The 20,530-nt window shown below is 60.5% G+C and carries 20 protein-coding genes; 11 read left to right on the top strand and 9 right to left on the bottom strand.

The annotated features are described in order from the left end of the window. Positions 1 to 150: 150 nt before the first annotated feature. The gene (locus B145_RS0115060; RefSeq protein ID WP_211209843.1) at positions 151 to 534 is read left to right on the top strand and encodes a hypothetical protein; all 384 of its coding nucleotides are present in this window, start codon (positions 151 to 153) and stop codon (positions 532 to 534) included. Here the strand turns inward: B145_RS0115060 and B145_RS0115055 are convergent. From B145_RS0115055 to rfaQ, 4 genes are all read right to left on the bottom strand, one after another. Continuing rightward, positions 531 to 1,637 carry a glycosyltransferase family 9 protein gene (locus tag B145_RS0115055; RefSeq protein ID WP_018608413.1) on the bottom strand — a complete coding sequence of 369 codons (1,107 nt, stop codon included), beginning with the start codon at positions 1,635 to 1,637 and terminating at the stop codon, positions 531 to 533. The genes B145_RS0115060 and B145_RS0115055 overlap by 4 nt on opposite strands. A 4-nt stretch (positions 1,638 to 1,641) precedes the next feature. After that, positions 1,642 to 2,772 (bottom strand): glycosyltransferase family 4 protein, encoded by a 1,131-nt coding sequence (locus B145_RS0115050; protein WP_018608412.1) that lies wholly within the window; start codon positions 2,770 to 2,772, stop codon positions 1,642 to 1,644. Between the two features lie 117 nt (positions 2,773 to 2,889). After that, the gene (locus B145_RS0115045) at positions 2,890 to 4,062 is read right to left on the bottom strand and encodes a glycosyltransferase family 4 protein (RefSeq protein ID WP_018608411.1); all 1,173 of its coding nucleotides are present in this window, start codon (positions 4,060 to 4,062) and stop codon (positions 2,890 to 2,892) included. Then, positions 4,040 to 5,131: a putative lipopolysaccharide heptosyltransferase III gene (gene rfaQ / locus B145_RS0115040; RefSeq protein WP_018608410.1), complete on the bottom strand. Its 1,092-nt coding sequence runs from the start codon at positions 5,129 to 5,131 to the stop codon at positions 4,040 to 4,042. Before rfaQ ends, B145_RS0115045 begins: the two co-directional genes overlap by 23 nt. Positions 5,132 to 5,489: 358 nt before the next feature. On the opposite strand from rfaQ, the gene B145_RS0115035 reads away from it, so the two are divergent. Continuing rightward, positions 5,490 to 6,755, top strand: a complete 1,266-nt coding sequence (locus B145_RS0115035; RefSeq protein WP_018608409.1) for an O-antigen ligase family protein — start codon at positions 5,490 to 5,492, stop codon at positions 6,753 to 6,755. Then, positions 6,733 to 7,746 carry a glycosyltransferase family 9 protein gene (locus B145_RS0115030; RefSeq protein WP_018608408.1) on the top strand — a complete coding sequence of 338 codons (1,014 nt, stop codon included), beginning with the start codon at positions 6,733 to 6,735 and terminating at the stop codon, positions 7,744 to 7,746. The genes B145_RS0115035 and B145_RS0115030 overlap by 23 nt, the downstream gene beginning before the upstream one ends. 61 nt (positions 7,747 to 7,807) lie before the next feature. Here B145_RS0115030 and B145_RS0115025 read toward each other — a convergent pair whose 3' ends face one another. The 5 genes from B145_RS0115025 to B145_RS0115005 form a co-directional block, all read right to left on the bottom strand. Next, positions 7,808 to 8,566, bottom strand: coding sequence for a DUF3828 domain-containing protein (locus B145_RS0115025; RefSeq protein WP_018608407.1), 759 nt, complete (start codon positions 8,564 to 8,566; stop codon positions 7,808 to 7,810). Positions 8,567 to 8,651: 85 nt separating this feature from the next. Continuing rightward, positions 8,652 to 9,812: a cardiolipin synthase ClsB gene (gene clsB, locus B145_RS0115020; protein WP_018608406.1), complete on the bottom strand. Its 1,161-nt coding sequence runs from the start codon at positions 9,810 to 9,812 to the stop codon at positions 8,652 to 8,654. Further along, the gene (locus B145_RS0115015; protein WP_018608405.1) at positions 9,809 to 10,558 is read right to left on the bottom strand and encodes an endonuclease/exonuclease/phosphatase family protein; all 750 of its coding nucleotides are present in this window, start codon (positions 10,556 to 10,558) and stop codon (positions 9,809 to 9,811) included. The genes clsB and B145_RS0115015 overlap by 4 nt, the downstream gene beginning before the upstream one ends. A 65-nt stretch (positions 10,559 to 10,623) precedes the next feature. Further along, positions 10,624 to 11,724 carry a quinolinate synthase NadA gene (nadA, locus tag B145_RS0115010; RefSeq protein WP_018608404.1) on the bottom strand — a complete coding sequence of 367 codons (1,101 nt, stop codon included), beginning with the start codon at positions 11,722 to 11,724 and terminating at the stop codon, positions 10,624 to 10,626. A gap of 56 nt (positions 11,725 to 11,780) precedes the next feature. After that, positions 11,781 to 12,230: a rhodanese-like domain-containing protein gene (locus B145_RS0115005; protein ID WP_018608403.1), complete on the bottom strand. Its 450-nt coding sequence runs from the start codon at positions 12,228 to 12,230 to the stop codon at positions 11,781 to 11,783. A 384-nt stretch (positions 12,231 to 12,614) separates the two neighbouring features. Here B145_RS0115005 and glnA point away from each other — a divergent pair, with 384 nt between their 5' ends. From glnA to coaE, 8 genes are all read left to right on the top strand, one after another. Next, positions 12,615 to 14,024: a type I glutamate--ammonia ligase gene (gene glnA / locus B145_RS0115000; protein ID WP_018608402.1), complete on the top strand. Its 1,410-nt coding sequence runs from the start codon at positions 12,615 to 12,617 to the stop codon at positions 14,022 to 14,024. A 135-nt stretch (positions 14,025 to 14,159) separates the two neighbouring features. Continuing rightward, entirely contained in the window at positions 14,160 to 14,657 is a 498-nt protein-coding gene (locus B145_RS0114995) for a DUF4124 domain-containing protein (RefSeq protein WP_026259167.1), read from the top strand. Positions 14,658 to 14,823: 166 nt separating this feature from the next. Next, on the top strand, positions 14,824 to 15,903 hold the full coding sequence (gene glnL / locus B145_RS0114990; protein ID WP_033407347.1) for a nitrogen regulation protein NR(II): 1,080 nt from the start codon (positions 14,824 to 14,826) through the stop codon (positions 15,901 to 15,903). A 50-nt stretch (positions 15,904 to 15,953) separates the two neighbouring features. Further along, the gene (gene ntrC, locus B145_RS0114985) at positions 15,954 to 17,387 is read left to right on the top strand and encodes a nitrogen regulation protein NR(I) (RefSeq protein WP_018608398.1); all 1,434 of its coding nucleotides are present in this window, start codon (positions 15,954 to 15,956) and stop codon (positions 17,385 to 17,387) included. Positions 17,388 to 17,515: 128 nt separating this feature from the next. Continuing rightward, complete coding sequence (locus tag B145_RS0114980; RefSeq protein ID WP_018608397.1) at positions 17,516 to 18,328, top strand: biotin--[acetyl-CoA-carboxylase] ligase; 813 nt, start codon at positions 17,516 to 17,518, stop codon at positions 18,326 to 18,328. 9 nt (positions 18,329 to 18,337) lie between these two features. Next, complete coding sequence (locus B145_RS0114975) at positions 18,338 to 19,036, top strand: type III pantothenate kinase (protein ID WP_018608396.1); 699 nt, start codon at positions 18,338 to 18,340, stop codon at positions 19,034 to 19,036. A 73-nt stretch (positions 19,037 to 19,109) separates the two neighbouring features. Then, a complete protein-coding gene (locus B145_RS27600) occupies positions 19,110 to 19,883 on the top strand; it encodes an SPOR domain-containing protein (RefSeq protein ID WP_018608395.1) in 774 nt (257 codons plus the stop codon). Continuing rightward, positions 19,880 to 20,518, top strand: coding sequence for a dephospho-CoA kinase (gene coaE / locus B145_RS0114965; RefSeq protein WP_018608394.1), 639 nt, complete (start codon positions 19,880 to 19,882; stop codon positions 20,516 to 20,518). The genes B145_RS27600 and coaE overlap by 4 nt, the downstream gene beginning before the upstream one ends. The last annotated feature ends 12 nt before the right edge of the window (positions 20,519 to 20,530 follow it).

Raw genomic sequence — 20,530 nt, 5'->3', positions numbered from 1 at the left:
TGTGCTGATGTGTTTCGCCAATTTGGTGTAGGTGTTGTGCTGGCAGCGACTGATCGAGGGTGTCGCTTCATTGATCCCGATCATGGGCAGTACGCACGCTGCAATAAAACCCGGATACACTACGCGCAGTTCAACTGTAGGGGATTGGCAATGACAAGAAAGTCGCAGGCTGGCATGGCGTGGCCCCTGGTGCTGGCCGTTCTGGCGGCCGCACTGGTGTTGCTGTTTGCTGCGTATGTCTGGCTGGCCTTGAGTTACAGCTATTCGGAGGGTGAGCGTGCGGGTTACGTGCAGAAGTTTTCCCGCAAGGGTTGGGTGTGCAAGACTTGGGAAGGCGATCTGGCTTTGGTGAATCTGCCAGGGCAACCGGCAGAAATCTTCTCTTTTTCGGTGCTGGATACCAAGGTTGCTGAGAAGATCAATACTCTGGTGGGTAAGCGTGTGGCCATCCGTTACGAGCAGCACGTGGGGGTGCCGACCAGTTGCTTTGGTGAAACCCAGTACTACGTGGTGGACGTGAACGCGGTCAATTAAAGCAGTTGTTCGCAGGCAGTTTGTACCTGGGCCAGAGAGAGGGCTTCCATGCAGCGTGCCTGCGGGCATTGTCCCGGGCCTGTGCCGAGGCTGCGTGAGCAGCGCTGAATCCAGGCTTCTTCGCGGCGGAAGGTGTTGTGCTGGTCGCGGCAAGCTATTGGCGCCACCAGCGCGGTGAAGGGACTGTTACGCCAATATTCGCCTGCGCCGCAGATCTCTGGCGAGCCGGGGCCGAACAGGGCCACGGTGGGGGTACCCGCAAGCCGCGCGAGGTGGGTGACGCCGGTGTCCGGGCACACCATCAGACATGCGCCGCGCAGCAGGTGGGCCATCTGCAACAAATCCAGTTGCCCGGCAAAGCTGGGGTAGCGGTGTTCCGGGTCGGCCAGATCGACCAGCGCCGTTTCCTTGGCGCCCGCGCTCCATACCGGGGTAATGCCTTGTGTGGCGAGCCAGTCGGCCAGCGCCTTCCAGCGTGGTGCAGGCCAGAACTTCAAAGCGCTGCTGGCGCCCAGATGCAGCACTGCATAGCGGCTTGTGGGGGGAGTAAAAGGTTTGCCGCTCGGCCAGGGCCAGTCTTCCACCCGATAGGGTAAGGGGGCAGGGCCGTCGACCAGGGTGGCGGCGAAGTCGCCAAAGCAGGCGGGTTGGCTGGGAAAGGCGCGGGCTTCGTCCAGCAGCCAGTTCTTCCAGCCGGGGCGGTCGCCCGCAAATCCACACACCCACTTTGCACCCAGGGCGCGGGCCAGTGGAGTGAAGCGGTTTTCGGCAGGCACCAGGCACAGGTCATAAGGCCCGTGTTCTGCCAGGGCTGTAAGGGTCTGGCGCTCACGCGGATTGAAGCCGACAGCCTGCACCCCATAGGGGTGTGCGGCGTAGAGCGGCAGCAGGGCGCTAGGGCAGGCCAGGATGATCTGCGCGGCAGGCCAGTGCTCCCGCAGCTTTGCCAGTAGCGGGCTGAGCATCAGCGTGTCGCCCAGCAGCAGATGGTGGAGGACCAATACCTTGTTGATCTGGTTGGCGGCTGGTTGCCGTCGTATCCATGCCCTGGGGTGGAACAGACGTGCCAGCACCCACAGCCGGGCTGCACTGCGCGAAGCCATGTTTTTAGCCGGATGCGCGCTGGAAGACAGCTTCCATGCGGGTCAGCATTCGGTCGATGCCGCAGTTGTCGACTGCAAAGCTGCGGGCCTGTTCACCGATGCGGGATGCCTCACGCGGGTCGTCAACCAGTTTGCGGATCGATTGGGAGATGGCCTTGGAACTCTTGGGGGTGACCATCAGGCCGGTCATGCCGGGCTTGATGATGTCGCCGGAGCTGCCAATCGGGGTGGTAATCACCGGTAGCCCCACCGCCATGGCCTGCATCACTGCCTGCGAGACGCCCTCGTTGGCGTAGGAGGGCAGCACGAAGATGTCAAACGCCTGCAACCAAGGCACCACATCGCGCTGGTTACCTGCAAAATAAACCTGCTTGACCAGCCCATGCTCAATCACCCGCTGCTGCAGCTTTTCACGCTGCGGGCCGTCGCCTACGATGGCCAGCCGGATGTTCGGGTCGTTGAGTTCCTTGAGCGAGTCGAGCAGGTACTTGTGTCCCTTCCAGGAACGCAGGGTGGCAACGATCCCTACCCAGGTACAGTTCATCTCCAGCCCGAGTTTCTCGCGCGCGGCGACCTTGTCACCCGGAATGTAGCGCTTGGTGTTGATGCCGGTGAAGATGGACTGGACACGGTCAGGCGACAGACCCAGGCCATCAATCAGCTCATGGCGCAGGCTCTCGCCCGTGGTCACAATATGTTGGGCAGCCTTGCCATACAGCCAGCGGTTGGCAAAGGTGTTGGCCACCGGGGCCGAGATGTGGCGGGTGCGCACCACGGGAATCTTGGCGCTGCCAAAGGTCATATTGGCGAGCGCAACCAGCCAGCTGTCGGTCGAACTATGGGTGTTGACCACATCGACTTCAATGCGGTTTGCAATCAGCCAGCTCCGCAGAGCGCGGAAGTTGGCCCAGCGCTTCTCGGTGATTGGTAGCGCAACGGTCTTCACCCCCCAATCATGGGCACGGGTGAAAATGGTGGCCTCCGCCGGGCAGATAATGGTTACGTTGTGACCACGCTCAATCAAGCCCCGCGATTCTTCAAGAATCCGGATCTCCTGCCCACCCCAGCCACAACTGGATTCGGTGTGCACGATATTGAGTGAGCGGTGGGACAACAGTGTGTTGTATTTGGCCATACGGCAACCATCAGAAAATATTTCTACGGGCACAGATTATAGCGGCAGCCCTTGTTATTCGATGCCAACAGGGCGCTAGACGGTGTAATTCTGTTGCAACTGCCCGGAAATGCACATTTATGTCTTCTGGAGCAACTGCCTGTACAAGTCCAGCAGTGCCTGGGCCATGGCTTCACGCCCCAGGCTGCTGACGCTGTGACGTGCTGCCTGACGCATGCGTTCGGCGGCAGCCGGGTCTTGCATAGCCACCAGCAGGCCCAGCAGGGCAGCGGTGATACCGGCAACGTCCAGTGCATCCACTACATCGCCATTGATGCCGGGGCGGATCAGCTCTGCCGCGCCACAGGTGTTGGAGCATAGCACCGGCAGCCCGCTTGCCAGGGCTTCAAGCGCAGCGTTCGGCATCGGGTCGTAGAGCGTGGGGAGGACGAATACATCCGCCGCGCCGAGCCAGGGCGTCACATCTTTCTGCGGGCCGAGAAAGCGTACCCGCAAGCCTTGCTCTTGGGCTTGGCGCTGGAGCGCTGCGGATTCCTTGTCTTTGCCCACCACCCAGAGTTCGGCGTTGTGCAGTTCCGGGCGTGCCATCGCCGCCAGCAACTGTGGTACACCTTTGCGGGAGAAGCCTGAACCGACGTAGAGGGCCACCGGGGTTTGCTCGGTTACGCCAAGTCCGGTGCGTACCTGCGCACGGTGCTGCTCGCGCAGCGCTGGCTGGAAACGTTCCAGGTCCACGCCATTGTGGATCACGTGCAGCTTGTCGGTGATGGCTGGGAAGCGCGTGGCAATGTCGTTCCGCACCATCTGCGAATTGCAGATCACTGCGCGCAGGCGCGGGTCACGCAACATGGCGGCTTCTGCCCGACAGGTGTAGCGATGCCAGGGGGAGCAGGCTTGCAGGAAGCGCTCTACGGGACTCAGGGTGCGGCTACGCAGTTCCAGCCAGGTGCAGTGCAGGCCATCGCCCGCACGAAAGATGTCGCAGCCGGGAATGCGTTCATGGCTTTGCACAAGGTCGAAGCGCTTCTGCCGGATCAGGCCTTGCACGCTCCAGGCGAAGCCGAAATCGCGGCTCAGGCGCCCGAGCTTGAAGGGGTTACGGCGCAGCAGCGTAACACCAGGGGCCACTTCGCCCTGCCAGCGCCGTGCTACCAGGGTGATGTCGATGGGCTCACCTGCGTCACGCAAGGCGTTCAGCGCGCGCTCGACAAAGCGTTCTGCTCCGCCATAAGGGTTATAGGTTTGCCGTATGACTGCCAGGCGCATCTCAGCCGCGTCCTTCCAGCGCATCGATGGCCGCCAGCACCGTGGCAACTTCGATCTGGGTCAGGCACTCCGAGACCTTGCCGCCACCGCATCCATCCTGACCGCAGGGGCGGCAGGTGTGGGACGAGGTTACGACCCGGTGTGGCACCTGCCACGGCCCCCATTCCTTGTCGCCAGAGGGGCCGAACAGCGCTACACAAGGCGTGCCCACCGCCGCCGCGATGTGCATGGGGGCTGAGTCGACACCCACGAAAAGGCGGGCACGCAGGGTCAGCGCGGCAAGCTGTTTGAGGTTGAGGGCGCCGCTCAGATCAACAAGCTCGACCCCTGCGCTGGCGATGATCTCGGCCACCATCTCGCGTTCGCGCTCATCCGGGGCGCCGGTGATCACAATCTTCTCGCCCCGTGCAGCCAGGGTCTGGATGAGTGCGGCATTGCGCGCCACCGGCCAGCACTTGAAGAACCAGCGCGAAGCAGGGTGAATCTGGATGAAGCCTTTGTCCGTCAGCTTGTGTTGGGCCAGCAGCGCATCCACATGGGTCTGGGCCTCGGCTCCCGGCTCCAGGTGCAGGGCGCGGGCGCCTTCAGCGGGCTGGATGCCCAGGCGGCGCAGCGCATCCAGATGGGTGTCCACGGTATGGCGCCTGCCGCCGCCTACGATGCGGTACTGGTGGGTGAAGGAATTCTTCCACCATGTCTCGGTACGATGGGGGGCAACGGCCCAACGCGGCCCCAGCAGGCGGGTGAGCCAGGCACCACGCGGGTGGTCGGTGAGGTGGATGACCAGATCGTAGTGACGACTGCGCAAGGCTTTGATGAGCGCCCATTCATGAGCAATCTGTTGCCAGAGCCCCAGCTTTTTCCAGTCCCGGCCCAGGGTGTGCAACTGCGCCAAGGCTGGGTGTCCGGCCAGCATTGCAGCCGTATCGGCAAACACCAGCGCATCAATCTCGCAATCTGGTGCTGCGGCCTTGAGCGAGGAGAGCACGGGAGAACATAGCAAAACATCGCCATGATGGCGTAGCTTGATGACCAGAGCGCGGCGCACCAGGGTGGGGTCGATGGCATCGCGCAGATAAGACTTGAGGTTCATGCGTATGTGGGTGGTGGTTGCAGGGGGCGGGTGGAGGCACAAGGTTTTTTGCCGGGAAACCTGCCGGAGTCATCAGGCTCCACGCCCCTTGGTTTTGGCTGACCAAAGACCGGATTGTAAGCTACCCGGTCACAGGAGCGGAACTTAGTCGTGCAGACTGCATCCGAGCAAGGGTTTGTTGCAATGTCAGAGTGGTCTGCTCTGTGTGAAGCTGTAAAAGCGTTCTAATTGTTGTACCCAAATGACCGTCGGTGGCTGGATGTGTCTGATCGCCGATTAGAATCCCCCTGTTTTGTTTCTGTCTGAATTCTTGATGCAAATAGCTGCCCCCCATAGCTGTGCGAACGCAGATCGATTGATGAACGCTTTGGCCTGGTGTTTTGGGTTGATGCTTTTTGTGTTGCCCCTTGCGCACACGCGTGCCGCGCAGACAGGTTTGATGGGGCTTTGTGTGCTGCTGTTTGTTATCTGGGTGCTGCGTTCAGGATACCGGGTGTTTGCGAATCTCCCCCGTCCCCTGGCGTATCCACTGGTGATCTGGTGTGCGGTGACGACAGTTTCGTGCGCATGGTCGCAAGAGCCGCTGCTGTCATTGAGCCTGGTGGCACAGAACATCTGGCTGCCCACGCTATTCTTTCTGTTGGCCTATGTGCTGGGTGCCAGACGTGAAAGTTTGGCGGTTGTGGTGCCGGGCGCCTGCCTGGGTTTGTTCGTTGTAGGGTGTGCCGCTTTGGCAGCAGCGGTGCTGCGAAGGGCGGACATCCTTCAGGGCGGCTTTGGCCCTGGGTATCGGGAACATTTCCTGATGCGCTGGTATCCGGGGCCGGGGCTGGCCTCGACCTTTGCCCTGCTGGCGCTGCCGTTCGTGTACTGGGTTTTTCGGGACAGAGTGTTGCCCAAGTGGATTCTGGCCTTGCTGGGCGTGCTGGTTTTCATCGGGGCGGTCAGCATGAACCGGATTTTCTGGCCGGTACTGGTACTGAGCTGTTTTGCGCTGTTGATGGGGTATGCGCACAAGAGGCAGCACTATTGCAAGTCGGCCAAGTTCTGGGTGCTGGTCGTGTTGGCGCTGCTGCTGGGCTTTGCCTTGCTTTTGGCGGCGACGATCATGCGTAACAATCTGGATTTCGCGTCCTGGTTCTGGGTGATCAAGAACAAGTTGCTGGCTGACCCCCGGCTGGCGATCTGGAATATCTGGGTGTCCATCGGCATGGATCAGCATCCCTGGCTAGGGACCGGTTTTGGCAAGGATGTGGCGCACAACACCTATAAGCAGTTGCTTGATCTCAAATTTGTTCCTGGAACCGATTTTGCGGGCAAGGCCCACCCTCACAATGTATTTCTGAGTACCTGGATACAGATGGGGGTAGCGGGCGTAGTGAGCCTGCTGGTGCTGATCTGGGGCATGCTGACAGCGGCGCTGCGCCTGTCGCGTTCCTCTCCTGGCGCACGGCATGCGGCGGCGGCCTTGGTTGCCTTGGTGGTTGCGATGTTGTTTAAAAATATGACAGACGACTTCTATGATCGCCTCATGGGGGTTCTCTTCTGGTCATATTTCGGCATACTGCTAGGCTTTGCATCGCTACAAAACCGCCTGCAACATGACACTTCCAGCGCCCAATAGCATTCTGATCATCCGCCGCGACAATATCGGCGACCTGGTTTGTACCCTGCCCCTGGTTCGGCGATTGCGTGAATGTTATCCAGACGCCTGGATCGGCATGCTGGTGACGCGCTACAACGTTGAGGTGCTGCAAGGGAACCCGGACGTGAACGCGGTGTTCAGCTACACCAAGCGCAAACATCTGGCGCCTGGGGAAAGCGCTTGGCAGGCAATGTTCGAACGACTGCGCCAGCTGTGGCAGTTGCGCCGCCGCAAGCTGGATCTGGTGGTGCTCCCTGCCGAAGGGGATCAGTGCAGCGCCCGACGCATGGCGCGTCTGGTGGCTGCCCGCCGCATCGTCAGTCACAAGGATCTGGCCGAAAAGCTGCAAGATGGGCATGAGGCCCTGCGTGTCGGGCAGTTGCTGCGGGTGCTCGATCTGCCGGGCACCAATCTGCCGCCTGCCTCGATCCGCCCCCGCCCAGCATTGCGCCACGAGATGCTCTCACGCATCAGCCCGGATGGAGCGCCCGTGCTGGGCATCCACATCAGTTCGCGCAAGCCTTCGCAACGCTGGCCGCAGGCGCGTTTTGTCGAACTCATCAAAGCCCTGCATGCCCGCCAACCCGATTTGCGATTCGCCCTGTTCTGGTCTCCAGGAGACGAACACAACCCCTTGCATCCTGGGGATGATGCCAAGGCGGCGCGAATCGTAGAGGCCTGTACCGGGCTGCCGCTGGTGGCGGTGCCGACCGCCGCGCTGGCCGAATTGATTGCAGGCTTGGCCTGCTGCAACCAGGTGATCTGCTCCGATGGCGGCCACATGCATCTGGCGGCGGCCCTGGGCAAACCCATCGTCTGCCTGTTCGGCAAATCGGACGCCAAACGCTGGCACCCATGGGGCGTGCCTTTCCGTCTGCTGCAACCCGCATCGCAGACGGTGGAAGACATCCAGGTGGAAGATGTGATCAGCGCGTTTGAGGAGATGCAGACCGAGGCAAGCGAGGTCTAGCCACGCTTGAGGGCCACCCGGCGCACAGCCGCGTTATAGGGTGTGAGCCGGGGGACTTCCCTTAGCGTTTATGTTTTTTGGTCGTCTTGCTGGCGCTGGTCTTGCTGCCTGCCTTGGTTTTGCTGCGGTGGCTGGATTTCGCGCCGGATTTGGCCGAGCGGGACGAATGTGCGGCGGCCCTACCTTTACCCGCCTTGCCCTTGCCGGCCTTGGCGTGCTTGCCTTTCCCAGCCTTGCCGTGGCGGGAACTGGTCTGTTCGCTTTTCTGGCCAACATTGCAGGCTTCCAGCTCGCGGCTGTCCCAGTGTGAGGCGGCATCTGGGTGGGCAAGTGTGGCATCCAGCGTCTTGATCAGGCTGCCACTGCCATCACCGTATTCGATATCCTGGATGACCCAGTGCCTGCGCTGCATGCGCACATGCACGGTATCTTCCCAAGTGGCGTTGTCGGTTTCATCGCGGAACAGATGCACGCGGATGCTGCCGCTCTGCCCACCGACCTCTGCTGCGCCGAGCTTGAAACGCTTGGGCCCTTCGGTCTGGTTGGAATACAGGTCACGATCAGTGAATGGCAACTTGGCATCCGGCACCGCTTTGCCCAGTTGATCGGTATAGCGCAGACTGGCTCCCAAGCGGCAGACAAGCTCAGGGGCGAGGTAAGTCGAGTAATCGGCCAGTTCCATGCCGGTGGGCGCACCTTTGTTGCCTTTTTCAACGCGCAGTTGGTAGAACGCGGAAACAACATCGGCGGGGCCACGCGCAGCCATGGCGGGGACGGCTGCAAGCACGGAAAGCGTTAAGGCGAGTAGGGTTTTTTTCATGGGTAGAGTCCATGGTGACTTCAAAGCAATCGGCATCAGACCACAGGACGGGGTATAAATTCCATCCCTTTGTCGATTTGATGTGTCAGTGAAGCCGTCTGAAGCCTGCCAGGCCCAGCATCAGGCGGACCGCGCCCAGGGCAAACCAGCTCAACAGGCGCCGTAGCAGGGGCTGATGTTGCCAGTCCTGTTCCTGCAATTCGATGGTGTTGTTTTGGATGGCTCTGTTCAGGCTGGCGCCCAGTTGCTGCGCAAATTGGCTGTCGTGGATCACGATGTTGGCCTCACGCGCCAGCAGCAGGCTGAAGGGGTCGATATTGCTGGAACCCACCGTGGCCCACCAGCCGTCGGCAATCGCCACTTTGGCGTGCAGAAAGCCGTGCTTGTACTCAAAGATGCGGATCTTGTTGCTCAACAGGTAGGGGTAGAGCGCCCGGGTGGCATGATGCAGCAGCCAGTATTCGACCCGCCCCTGCAGCAGCAGGGTGACACGCACGCCGCGCTTGGCTGCGGAGATCAGGGCGTGGCGGAAGCGGCGCCCAGGCAGAAAATAGGCGTTGGCGATCAGGATCTCATCGCTGGCGGTGGCGAGCATGTCCAGGTAGGCGTTTTCGATAGTGGCGCGGTAGCGCAGGTTGTCCCGTATCAGGAGTGAGGCCACTACGCTGCCCTTGGGGCGGAAGCTCGGGCGAACCCAATGCTGCATTGGCGGATGGCGGCGAAAATTCGCCCAGCAGATCCGGCGCCATAGCTGGATCATGGCGTACTGGACATCGGCCACCAAGGGTCCCTCGATCCGCACGGCGTAGTCGAAGCGCGGCGGTATATGGCCGGGCGTATCAAGGTCGTCGATGATATTGATGCCCCCCACAAAGGCAAGCTGCCCATCGACGCATGCCAGCTTGCGGTGCAGGCGGCGCAGGCGTTGGCGCCGGGTACTGAACAGGCTGGCCTCGCGCCGGAAGATCAGCACCTCCACCCCATCCGCCGCTAGGTCCGGCATGGTGTCGTGTACAAAGCCACGCCCCCCGAAGCCATCGACCATCAGGCGCACCGTCACGCCACGCATGGCCGCGTTGCGCAGTGCAGTGGCGATGCGGTCTGCGGTGGCGTCATGGGCGAAGATATAGGTTTCCAGCAAGACTTCGGTATGCGCAGCATCAATGGCCTCAAGCAGCGCCGGGAAATACTCGGTCCCCGATTGCAGAAGGCTGACCTTGTTGCCTGCGCGTACCCGGTTGCTCATGTCAGGCTGACCTGGGCGTGGAGCAGGGCGTGGTCGGATATGGCCGACCACGGCGGCCCCGAGTGCACCTGGACACGCACTGCCTTGAAGCCCCGCAGGTAGATGCGGTCCAGGCTGAGCAAGGGCAACTGGCAGGGATAGCTGCGGGCAGGGGTGCCCTGGAGCATAGTGAAGGCTTCATGCATGCACAGCCGCCGCGCCAGCCATGAGTTGGCATGGCGCCTCCAGTCGTTGAAGTCGCCTGCCACGATCAGCGGGGCCTGCCGGGGGATATGGGTTTCCACATACTCGGCAAGCAACGCGAGTTGGCGACGGCGCTGATGCTCGGTCAGCGACAGATGCACACTGATGCAGTGGATATGCGTGCCATCCGGGAGCTTCACCTCGCAATGCAACAGGCCGCGCTGCTCCAGCCGATAGAGGCTGACATCATGGTTGTTCTGCGCCACGATGGGAAAGCGCGAGAGCACCGCGTTGCCATGGTGCCCGTGGTCATATACCGCATTGCGCCCATAGGCCGCGTGTAGGCTGCCTGCGGCCAGGAATTCATGCTGGGGTTGGGCGGGCCAGTTCCGATGGCGCCGGGCATGCAGGAGGTGCAAGCCTTGCACCTCCTGCAGCAGCGATATATCTGGGTCCAGCCCACGTAACTCTTCGCGCAGGTCATGGATCGCCATGCGGCGATTCAGTTGCGAAAAGCCTTTGTGGATGTTGAAGGTGCAGATGCTCAGTGACTTGGCTGTCATGTCCCTGGCTCCTGTTCCAGGTTCAAGCCGGCATGCGAGGCAACGGGGCGCTTAGCATGACGAGATCATGATACGGCAAGCATGCGCTCCAGCGACAGCTTTGCCAGTTCAGCCTCATGGGCAGGTACGCTGATGCGGTTGACCACCTTGCCTTCCACTAGGTTTTCTAGCGTCCAGGCCAGATGCTGCGGATCGATGCGCTGCATGGTTGAACACATGCAGACCATGGGACTCATGAACTGCACGATCTTGCCTTCGTGCTTGACCTCGTCCGCGAGGCGGTTGACCAGATTCAACTCAGTCCCCACCAACCATTTCGTGCCGGGCTTGGCATCCTTGACTACCTGGATGATGTATTCGGTCGAGCCCACGTAATCGGAGGCCGTACAGACTTCAAACGCGCTTTCCGGGTGGGAAATCACCATGCCATCGGGGTTCTGCTTGCGCCAGTTGGTGATATGCGCGGGCTGGAACATCTGATGCACGGCGCAATGTCCCTTCCACAGCAGCATCTTGGCGCCCTTGATCTGCTCAGGCGTCAGACCACCATTGGGCAGGTCCGGGTCCCACACCTGCATCGCATCCAGCGGGATGCCCATTTTGTGGGCGGTCCAGCGGCCCAGATGCTGATCCGGGAAGAACAGCACTTTCTCGCGCTGCTTGAAGCTCCAGTCCAGAATCTTGGGTGCGTTCGACGAGGTGCACACGATGCCGCCATGCTCGCCACAGAAAGCCTTGAGGTCGGCAGCCGAATTGATGTAGGTCACCGGGGTGATCAGCTCATCAGGCGTCCCCAGCACGTCGCGCAGATCTCGCCAGCAGCGCTCCACCTTGGCCAGATTGGCCATGTCGGCCATCGAGCAGCCTGCGGCCAGATCGGGCAGGATGGAAATCTGCTCGGGCTTGGAGAGAATATCCGCCACCTCGGCCATGAAGTGCACGCCGCAGAACACGATGTATTCGGCGTCCGACTGCGAGGCCAGGCGCGAGAGCTTGAGCGAATCGCCCGTTAGGTCATGGTGCTGGTAGATGTCGGCGCGCTGGTAGTGGTGCACCAGCAGCGAGACGCGCTTGCCGAGTTTTTCTTTGGCGGCACGGATGCGCTCGTGTGCTTCGGCATCCTTGAGTACGTTGAAGCGGTCAAAACTGATCGGGGATACTTGCATGGTGTGTTTCAGATCAAGGCAATAAGAGGTTCACTATCCATTCTAACCTGTGCCGATCAGCTCTGCTGCCAGGGTAAGCCGGCATGACGCCAACCGCCAACGTGGCCACGCTGTCCGTGCGCATCCAGGTCGCCTTCAAACCCTTCGAGTACATTGAAGCAATCGGTGAAGCCTGCCTGGGTGGCCAGCATGGCGGCGTTGTGCGAACGGGCGCCCGAGCGACAGAGGAACAGGACCATGGTGTCCTTGGGTAGCGCCTGTTCAAGCTGGGTCAGAAAGTGCGGATTGGGCACGCTGCCCGGCCAACTGTTCCACTCCACCTCCACCGCACCGGGGACACGCCCCACCCAGTCCAGTTCGGCGCGGGTGCGCACATCCACCAGCTGCGCCTTGGGCTGGTGCTGGAGCAGGGTGTGCGCTTCGGTAGGGGTCAGAACGCCCCGGTAGGGGAGCTGGGCTTGTTTGGCGCGCTCATTGGCACGGTCGAGAATGTCATCGATGGTCATGTTCGGTTCTCTTGTTTGTGTGGGGTTCTCAACATTATTACCGCGAATGTCGTGAGGATGGAATGCATTTGAATGCACAGTAATAGTGCGCTACCGTGGGTTATGCACCGTTTTGGTGATATCGCGTATCAGTGCGCCATCTTGCGTCAGCTTGTGGCAGAATTGCCCGGCTTAGAAGAGCGTGCGCTGTCATGCCCAGTCGGACAGCTGGGGTGGGCACCAAAAAGGCTCATTCATGGCACGGTATATGCTTGCATTTGATAATTGATTGTTATCGCGCTGCCATCGCAGGCAGTGCCTGAACGTGCTATTCAGGCATTCCATCAGTGGCTGGTTGCGGACAGGTTTGCCAACTCGATTCAATACGCTAGGAGTGAGAGTTTCATGACACCTCAAGACGTGATCAAGCTCGTCAAGGAAAACGACGTCAAGTTCGTTGACTTCCGCTTTACCGACACCCGTGGCAAGGAACAGCACGTCGGTGTGCCCATCAGTGCATTCGATGGCGACAAGTTCACCGAAGGCCATGCCTTTGATGGCTCCTCGATCGCTGGCTGGAAGGGTATCCAGGCTTCCGACATGCTGCTGATGCCGGATGCAGACACCGCCTATATCGACCCGTTCTTCGACGAAACCACCCTGGTGCTGACCTGTGACGTGGTTGAACCGTCCGACGGCAAGGGCTACGACCGCGATCCGCGCTCCATCGCCAAGCGCGCTGAAGCCTACCTGAAGTCCTCCGGCCTGGGCGACACCGCCTACTTTGGTCCGGAACCCGAATTCTTCATCTTCGACTCCGTGGAGTGGAAGGTTGATATGTCCGGCTCCTTCTGCAAGATTTTTGCTGAAGAAGCAGCCTGGGTTTCTGGCGAGAAGATTGAAGGTGGCAACACCGGCCACCGTCCCACCGTCAAGGGTGGCTACTTCCCGGTTCCCCCGGTCGACTCCGCCAACGACATCCGTGCCGCCATGTGTCTGGCACTCGAAGGCGTGGGCATCCCCGTTGAAGTGCACCACCACGAAGTGGCCACTGCCGGTCAGAACGAAATCGGCACCAAGTTCGCCACCCTGGTCAAGCGCGCTGACTGGACGCAAGCCCTGAAGTACATCGTCCACAACGTTGCCCACCAATACGGCAAGACCGCCACCTTCATGCCCAAGCCCATCGTTGGTGACAACGGTTCCGGCATGCACGTGCACCAATCCATCTGGAAGGATGGCAAGAACCTGTTCGCAGGCAACGGCTATGCTGGTCTGTCCGAGTTCGCCCTGTACTACATCGGCGGGATCATCAAGCACGCTCGCGCGCTGAACGCCATCACCAACCCGCTGACCAACTCCTACAAGCGTCTGGTCCCGGGCTTTGAAGCACCGGTGAAACTGGCTTACTCTGCCCGTAACCGTTCCGCTTCGATCCGCGTGCCTTACGTGCAATCCGACAAGGCCCGCCGTATCGAAACCCGCTTCCCGGATCCGGGTGCTAACCCCTACCTGGCCTTTGCCGCACTGATGATGGCGGGTCTGGATGGCGTGCAGAACAAGATCCACCCTGGCGATCCCGCAGATAAGAACCTGTACGATCTGCCGCCGGAAGAAGATGCCAAGATCCCGACCGTTTGCTCCAGCCTGGAACAAGCGCTCGACTACCTGGACAAGGACCGCGAGTTCCTGACCCGTGGTGGCGTGTTCTCCAACGAAATGATCGATGCCTACATTGCGCTGAAGATGGAAGAAGTCCAACGCTTCCGCATGACGACGCATCCGATCGAATTCGACATGTACTACTCCATCTAATTGCCTCAGGCAATTTGATATGCAAAAGGGACGGGCTTGCTCGTCCCTTTTTCTTTGTTCTACCGACAGGTGAGCTTTGCTATTCTCCTGATCGGGCCTACACTCTGCGGCAGTTGAACAAGTCGAAATCGGATCATGCCAAAACTCGGTTGTCTCTCCCTGATGCTGCTGGTATTTGCAACAGGCGCCCAGGCCGATATCTACAAATGCGTTGATGAGATGGGGCATACCACCTACACCAACGACAAACCCGCGCCGGGGGTCAAAGGCTGTGCGCTGATGTCGCGTGAGCAACCGATCAGCACCGTGCCGTCTACACCCGCATCGCGCAAGAGCAGCGGGGGAAACAGTGCCAGTTCAAGCTCCTCTCCGGCAGGCTTCCCCAAGGTGGATGAATCCACCCAGAAGAGCCGTGATGGGGATCGCCGTAAGATTCTGGAGCAGGAAAAGGCCAAGGAGCAGCAGGAACTGGATGCTGCCCGCAAGGCGCTGGCCGAGCAGGAGGCCGTGCGCAATGGCGACGAGAAGAACTACCAAAAGTACCTCGACCGGGTTCAGGGCTACAAGGATGCAGTACAGTTGCATGAACGTAATGTCGAGGCCATCAACAAGGAAATTGCCAATCTGAGGTAATCCCCCTCCTTCGGTTCTGCCCGGCTGCCTGAGTGGCCGGGATGGTGCTACCCGGAAGTCCATAGGGGCAGGCTTTTATCTGGGGCGCAGATGCTTGCGCGAAGCCATTGGGAGCTGGAAAGCGAGATTGCCCGGGGCGGCTTGGTTCTTGCTAAGGTAAGCTCCTATGAGCCCAAGCCTCTCTTCATCTTCTCCCAGCAACAAGCTGGCCGCTTCCACGGCCGGGCTTGAATTGCTCTCCTCCGCTGTTGTCATGGTCAGTGCCGATCGCTCGGTCTGCTATGTCAATCCTTCAGCCGAACACCTGTTTTCCGTGAGCGCCCGACAGTGCCTGGGACACCATCTTTCCGCACTGATTGGCGACAACATGAATCTGTGGGCGGCGCTGGATAACGCGCTGGCCAACAACTGGAGCCACACGGGCCAGAATCTGGCGGTCAAACGCCCCAACCAGCCTCCCTTGCACCTGGACTGCACTGCGACCCCGGTGGACCTGCCCCCGGCGCGATTGCTGCTGGAATTCCGCCTGCTGGACGCGCAGTTGAAGGTTGTGCGAGAAGAACAGATTGCCCAGCAGCAACAAGCCAACCGTGAACTGGTTCGCAGTCTGGCGCACGAAATCAAGAACCCGCTTGGCGGCATTCGCGGTTCAGCCCAGTTGCTGGAGCGCGAACTGGAAGACCCCGCGCACCGGGAATATACCCAGGTCATCATTGCCGAGGCGGATCGTCTGCAAGACCTGATGAACCGGCTGCTCAACTCGCACCGGGTCATGCACCCCAGCGTGGTCAATGTGCATGATGTGCTCGAACGGGTGCTCAAGCTCATTCAGGCCGAATTTCCCCATGTGTCCGTCAAGCGCGACTATGACGTTAGCCTGCCTCAGCTGACTGCTGACCGTGAGCAATTGATCCAATCGGTTTTGAATATTTCACGCAACGCTGCCCAGGCGATGCAGGGTGACGGCGTTGTCATATTACGCACGCGGGCTGCCCGTCAGGTCACATTCGCCAAGCGGCGGCATAAACTGGCATTGGAATTGCAAGTGATCGACAACGGTCCGGGAATATCGGAAGACATTCGTGACAAGATTTTTTATCCCCTGGTTTCAGGGCGCGAAGGTGGCACCGGCCTTGGTCTGTCGATTGCGCAGAGCTTTGTAGAACAGCATCAGGGCGCCATTGACGTCGAAAGCGAACCCGGCCGCACCTGCTTTACGATTCTTCTGCCAATTACACAGGCATGAATTGCAAAGTGGCCACAACCAATAGAGTGAATTGAATGGATAGCCCCAACATGAATGCTGTCTGGATTGTTGATGACGACCGCTCCATCCGCTGGGTGCTGGAGAAGGCGCTGGCGCGGGAAGACATCGCATATCGCAGTTTCTCCTCCGCCTCCGAAGCCCTTGGCGTTCTGGATGCCAATGCAGGTGTGCCCCAGGTGCTGATTTCAGACATCCATATGCCCGGTGAATCCGGACTGGTGCTGCTGCAACGCGCCAAGGAACGCTACCCGGAGTTGCCCGTCATCATCATGACGGCCTATTCCGACCTCGATAGCGCCGTGGCAGCCTTCCAGGGTGGGGCGTTTGAATACCTGCCCAAACCCTTCGACGTGGATCAGGCGCTGGACCTCCTGCGGCGCGCACTTGAAGAAAGCATGCACCGGGATAGTGCTGAAGAGGCCACCACTTCGGTGCCTGAAATCCTTGGGCACGCGGCTTCCATGCAGGAGGTGTTCCGTGCTATCGGGCGTCTGGCCCAATCGCACGCCACCGTGCTCATCAATGGTGAATCAGGCACCGGCAAGGAGCTGGTGGCGCGTGCCCTGCACCGCCATAGCCCGCGACGTGAAGGGCCTTTCATTGCCATCAACACGGCGGCCATCCCGCGTGATCTGCTGGAGTCCGAACTCTTCGGTCACGAACGTGGTGCCTTTACCGGGGCTGCCGCCCAGCGCCGTGGGCGTTTTGAGCAGGCCGAAGGCGGCACGCTCTTCCTGGATGAAATCGGTGATATGCCGTCCGAATTGCAGACCCGCCTCTTGCGGGTGCTCTCCGACGGGCATTTCTATCGCGTGGGCGGGCACACGCCGGTTAAGGCCAATGTGCGCGTGATTGCGGCCACCCACCAGAATCTGGAGCAAAGGGTGCGCGACGGTTTGTTCCGCGAGGACTTGTTCCACCGCCTGAATGTGATCCGGCTCCGTCTGCCCCCCCTGCGTGAGCGTAAGGAAGACATTCCGGTTCTCGCCAAGCATTTCCTACAACACAGTGCGCATGAACTGAGTGTGGATGCCAAGCGCCTGACCGAAGCCGCTTTGCGTCACCTGCAAACCCTGGAATTCCCCGGTAACGTCCGGCAGCTGGAAAACCTCTGCCATTGGCTGACCGTGATGGCCCCCGGTCAGATGGTGGACGTGGCTGATCTGCCCTCAGACATGCGTGAGAAAAGCGCCGTGGCAGGGGCCGCCGCCGGTGGGGTCGGAGGCGTGGCGGGAGACTGGCTCAGTGCCTTGAACCTGGAAGCCGACAGGTTGCTATCGCAATCGCCGGGCCATGTGTTCGACATCCTTAACCGCGAGTTTGAAAAGGCGTTGATCCTGCGTGCGCTGGCCAATACCGGCGGGCGCAGGGTGGAAGCCGCCCAGTTGTTGGGGATCGGGCGAAACACCATTACCCGCAAGATCCAGGAACTCGGGATTGATGGAGGCAAGGGCGAAGATTGATCCCGCAAAGCCGCTGACTGGGGTTTGCGCAAAAGTGGTGCGGATATCAGGCGGTTTTTTTGCCGTTTTGTGTCAAGGGGGCTGGCTCAGGGTAAACTGACAGGGCTATCTACCCCTGGGCGCCTCGTATGTCTTCGCTGCACCGTGGGCTGGATGCTGCTGCGCTTCAGGCTGCCCTGGGCGAAGCGGTATCGCAGTTCACCATTGAACACCTCGATTCCTGTACCTCCACCAATACCCTGCTGCTTGAGCGAGCCACCGCCAAGGCGCCTTGCGGCTTGACTCTGCTTGCCGACGAGCAGACTGCCGGACGTGGCCGACGTGGGCGGACGTGGTTTTCCGCACCCGGCCACAGCCTCCTGTTTTCCGTACTCTGGCGCTTCAAGCGCAATACGCCCATGATGGGGCTGAGTCTGGCGGTTGGCGTGGCGCTGGCCCAGGCGCTGGAAGACCTGGGGGTGGAAGGGGTTGGCCTGAAATGGCCGAATGATCTATGGTTGTTCGGGCACAAGCTCGGCGGCGTACTCATTGAACTGGTGTTTGATGCAGACAGCGTGCTGGCCGTCATCGGTAGCGGCCTGAACCTGTATCGCCACCCGGACTGGCAGTCCCAGATCGACCAGGACTACACCGCGATGGATGTCGCTATCAATCCACCGCCCCCGCGTGAGCTGCTGTTGGGCACGATTCTGCGTCGGTTTGCCGATGTGCTTGGGCGTTTTGAGCGGGAAGGCTTTGCCGCCCTGCAAGATGAATGGAACCGGCGCAATGCTCTGCAAGGGCTGCCGGTGCGGGTCAGCTCCGAGAACGGTGAGCATCACGGCATATGTGGCCGGGCGATGGAAGATGGCACCCTGGAGCTGCTCGCTGATAATGGGTCGCACCTGAAGATCAGTGGTGGTGACGTCAGCCTGAGCCTGGATTCCCGTTTCAATTCCTGAGGGCCGCCTATGTACCTTGTCATTGATGCGGGCAATACCCGCACCAAATATGGCTGCCACGATGGACAGCAGTGGCTGGTCAAGGGCTTTCTGGAAGACGCCCAGGAGCAGATCGCCCCGGATTTCCGCCCCAGCCGTATCGTGATTGCCAGCGTGGCGGGGCCTGAGCGCGTGGCTGCTGTGCAGGCATTCGTGATGCGCTGGTCTTGCCCGGTGGAGTGGCTCAGAGCCTCTGCGCAGCGCTGTGGCCTGCGTTGCGATTATGAGAATCCTGCCGCACTTGGGCCAGATCGCTGGGCAGCAGCCATTGCAGCGTGGCAGATGCTGCAGCGGGATTGTCTGGTGGTGGTGGCAGGTACGGCTACGACGATTGACGTGGTGCGCCAGCCCGGCGTGTTTGCGGGCGGCTGCATCCTGCCTGGCCTGAGCATGATGTTTGAATCCCTGGAGCGGGGCACAGCAGGTTTGCCGCTTGCCCAGGGCAACATGCAGATCCCCGCCCGCAATACGCACAATGCCATCCATTCGGGCTGTATGCTGGCCCAACTGGGAGCCATCAAGGAGATGGCAGCGTGCCTGCCCGCCCACAGCCCGATCATTGTGGCGGGCGGCGTTGCGGACACCCTGGCCCCCTTGTTGGGCCCCCAGGCGCACGTTCACCATTGGCTGGTGCTGGAAGGTTTGTTGTCCGTTGCACGGGGGCAGTAGCCCATAGGTGCAAAAGACGCTATCCTGCGCCTCGATTCACTTAGTATTGCCCGCAATTGCACGGGCTTGATCCATGCTTCCCAGAACGCTTTTCTACGCCCTGGTGGCCATCAATATTGTTTTAGCCATTCTGCTGGCGCTGCCTTTGTTTGGCATCATGCCCAGTTGGTCTGCGGGTGAGCCGGAACGGATCGCCAAACAGTTGGAGCCAGATTCCATCCGTGTTTTAGCGGGCGCCAGTGCGCCTGCCGTTGCACGTCCCACAATACCTGCCGTGGCAGTTGCTGCTGCGGCACAATCCGAGGTGGCGGCAGTGCAATCGGTCACGGTTGCGCAAAGTAGCCCCGCGCAGGATGCCGAACCCCAGGTCGAGGTCGAAGAGACCAAGTGCGTGCTGATCAAAGGCTTGCCCGACGATGTGGTGCCCAATTTTGCGGCCCGTGCCCGCAAGGCGGAAGGCAATTTGCAGGTCAAGCTTGGTGCCTCAGGCACACCGACTACCTACTGGGTGCATATCCCGCCAGAGGGGGGCAAAGACGCCGCAGAAAAGCGGCTTGAAGTCCTGCAACGCAATGGCGTGAATGATTACTTCATGGTGCGCGATCCGGGAGACAACCAATACGCCATTTCCCTGGGCCTGTTCCATGATGAAGCACTGGCCAAGAAGCGTCTGGCGACATTGCGTGAGCAAGGCTTTACCACCCCGGTCATCACCCCACGCGGTAATACCCCCCCGCGCCTGGAATTGAGTGGCTCGGTGTCCGCCTTGGACAAATTCCTGGCCACCCAGTCGCACCGCTACAAGGACAAAGCGTTTACGCGGGAGAGTTGCGGGGCCGGGCGATGAGCCAGCCCTGCCCGTATGTAGTGGGGCTGACCGGCGGGATCGGCTGCGGCAAGAGTACGGTAGCCCGTTTGTTTGAAGCACATGGCGTAAGCGTGATTGATACTGACGTGCTGGCCCATGAACTGACAGGGGCCGGTGGCGCTGCAATGCCGATGCTGCGCGAGGCTTTCGGGCCTGTCATCGTGGCGGCCAATGGTGCGCTTGATCGGGCGGCCATGCGCCAGATGGCCTTTGCGGACGCCCAACTCAGGCAGCGTCTGGAGGCGATCCTCCATCCCATGATCCGGGATCACGCAGAGGCCCTGCTGACCCAGGCAGAAGGGGATTACGCCATGTTGGTTGTCCCCCTGCTGGTGGAGTCCGAATACTTTCGCAAGCGCTGTAACCGCATCGTGGCAGTCGAATGCAGTGAAGCCGTCCAGATCGCCCGCGTAAAGGCGCGCAACGGTTTGGGTGAGGACGAAATCCGCCGGATTATCCAGGCCCAGGCCAGCCCGGCAGCCCGACGGGCGATTGCTGACGAGCTGATCGACAATGATGGGGGGCTGGCCGCGCTCCAAATACAGGTGGATGAACTGCACAAACGGCTGTCCATGCGTGCTCAGGCACAACGATCACAGCAGAGCGTGCTATGATCCGCGCAGACG

The organism is Uliginosibacterium gangwonense DSM 18521 (assembly GCF_000373965.1).
Lineage (GTDB): Bacteria > Pseudomonadota > Gammaproteobacteria > Burkholderiales > Rhodocyclaceae > Uliginosibacterium > Uliginosibacterium gangwonense.
This window is presented reverse-complemented; position numbering and strand designations above follow the sequence as displayed.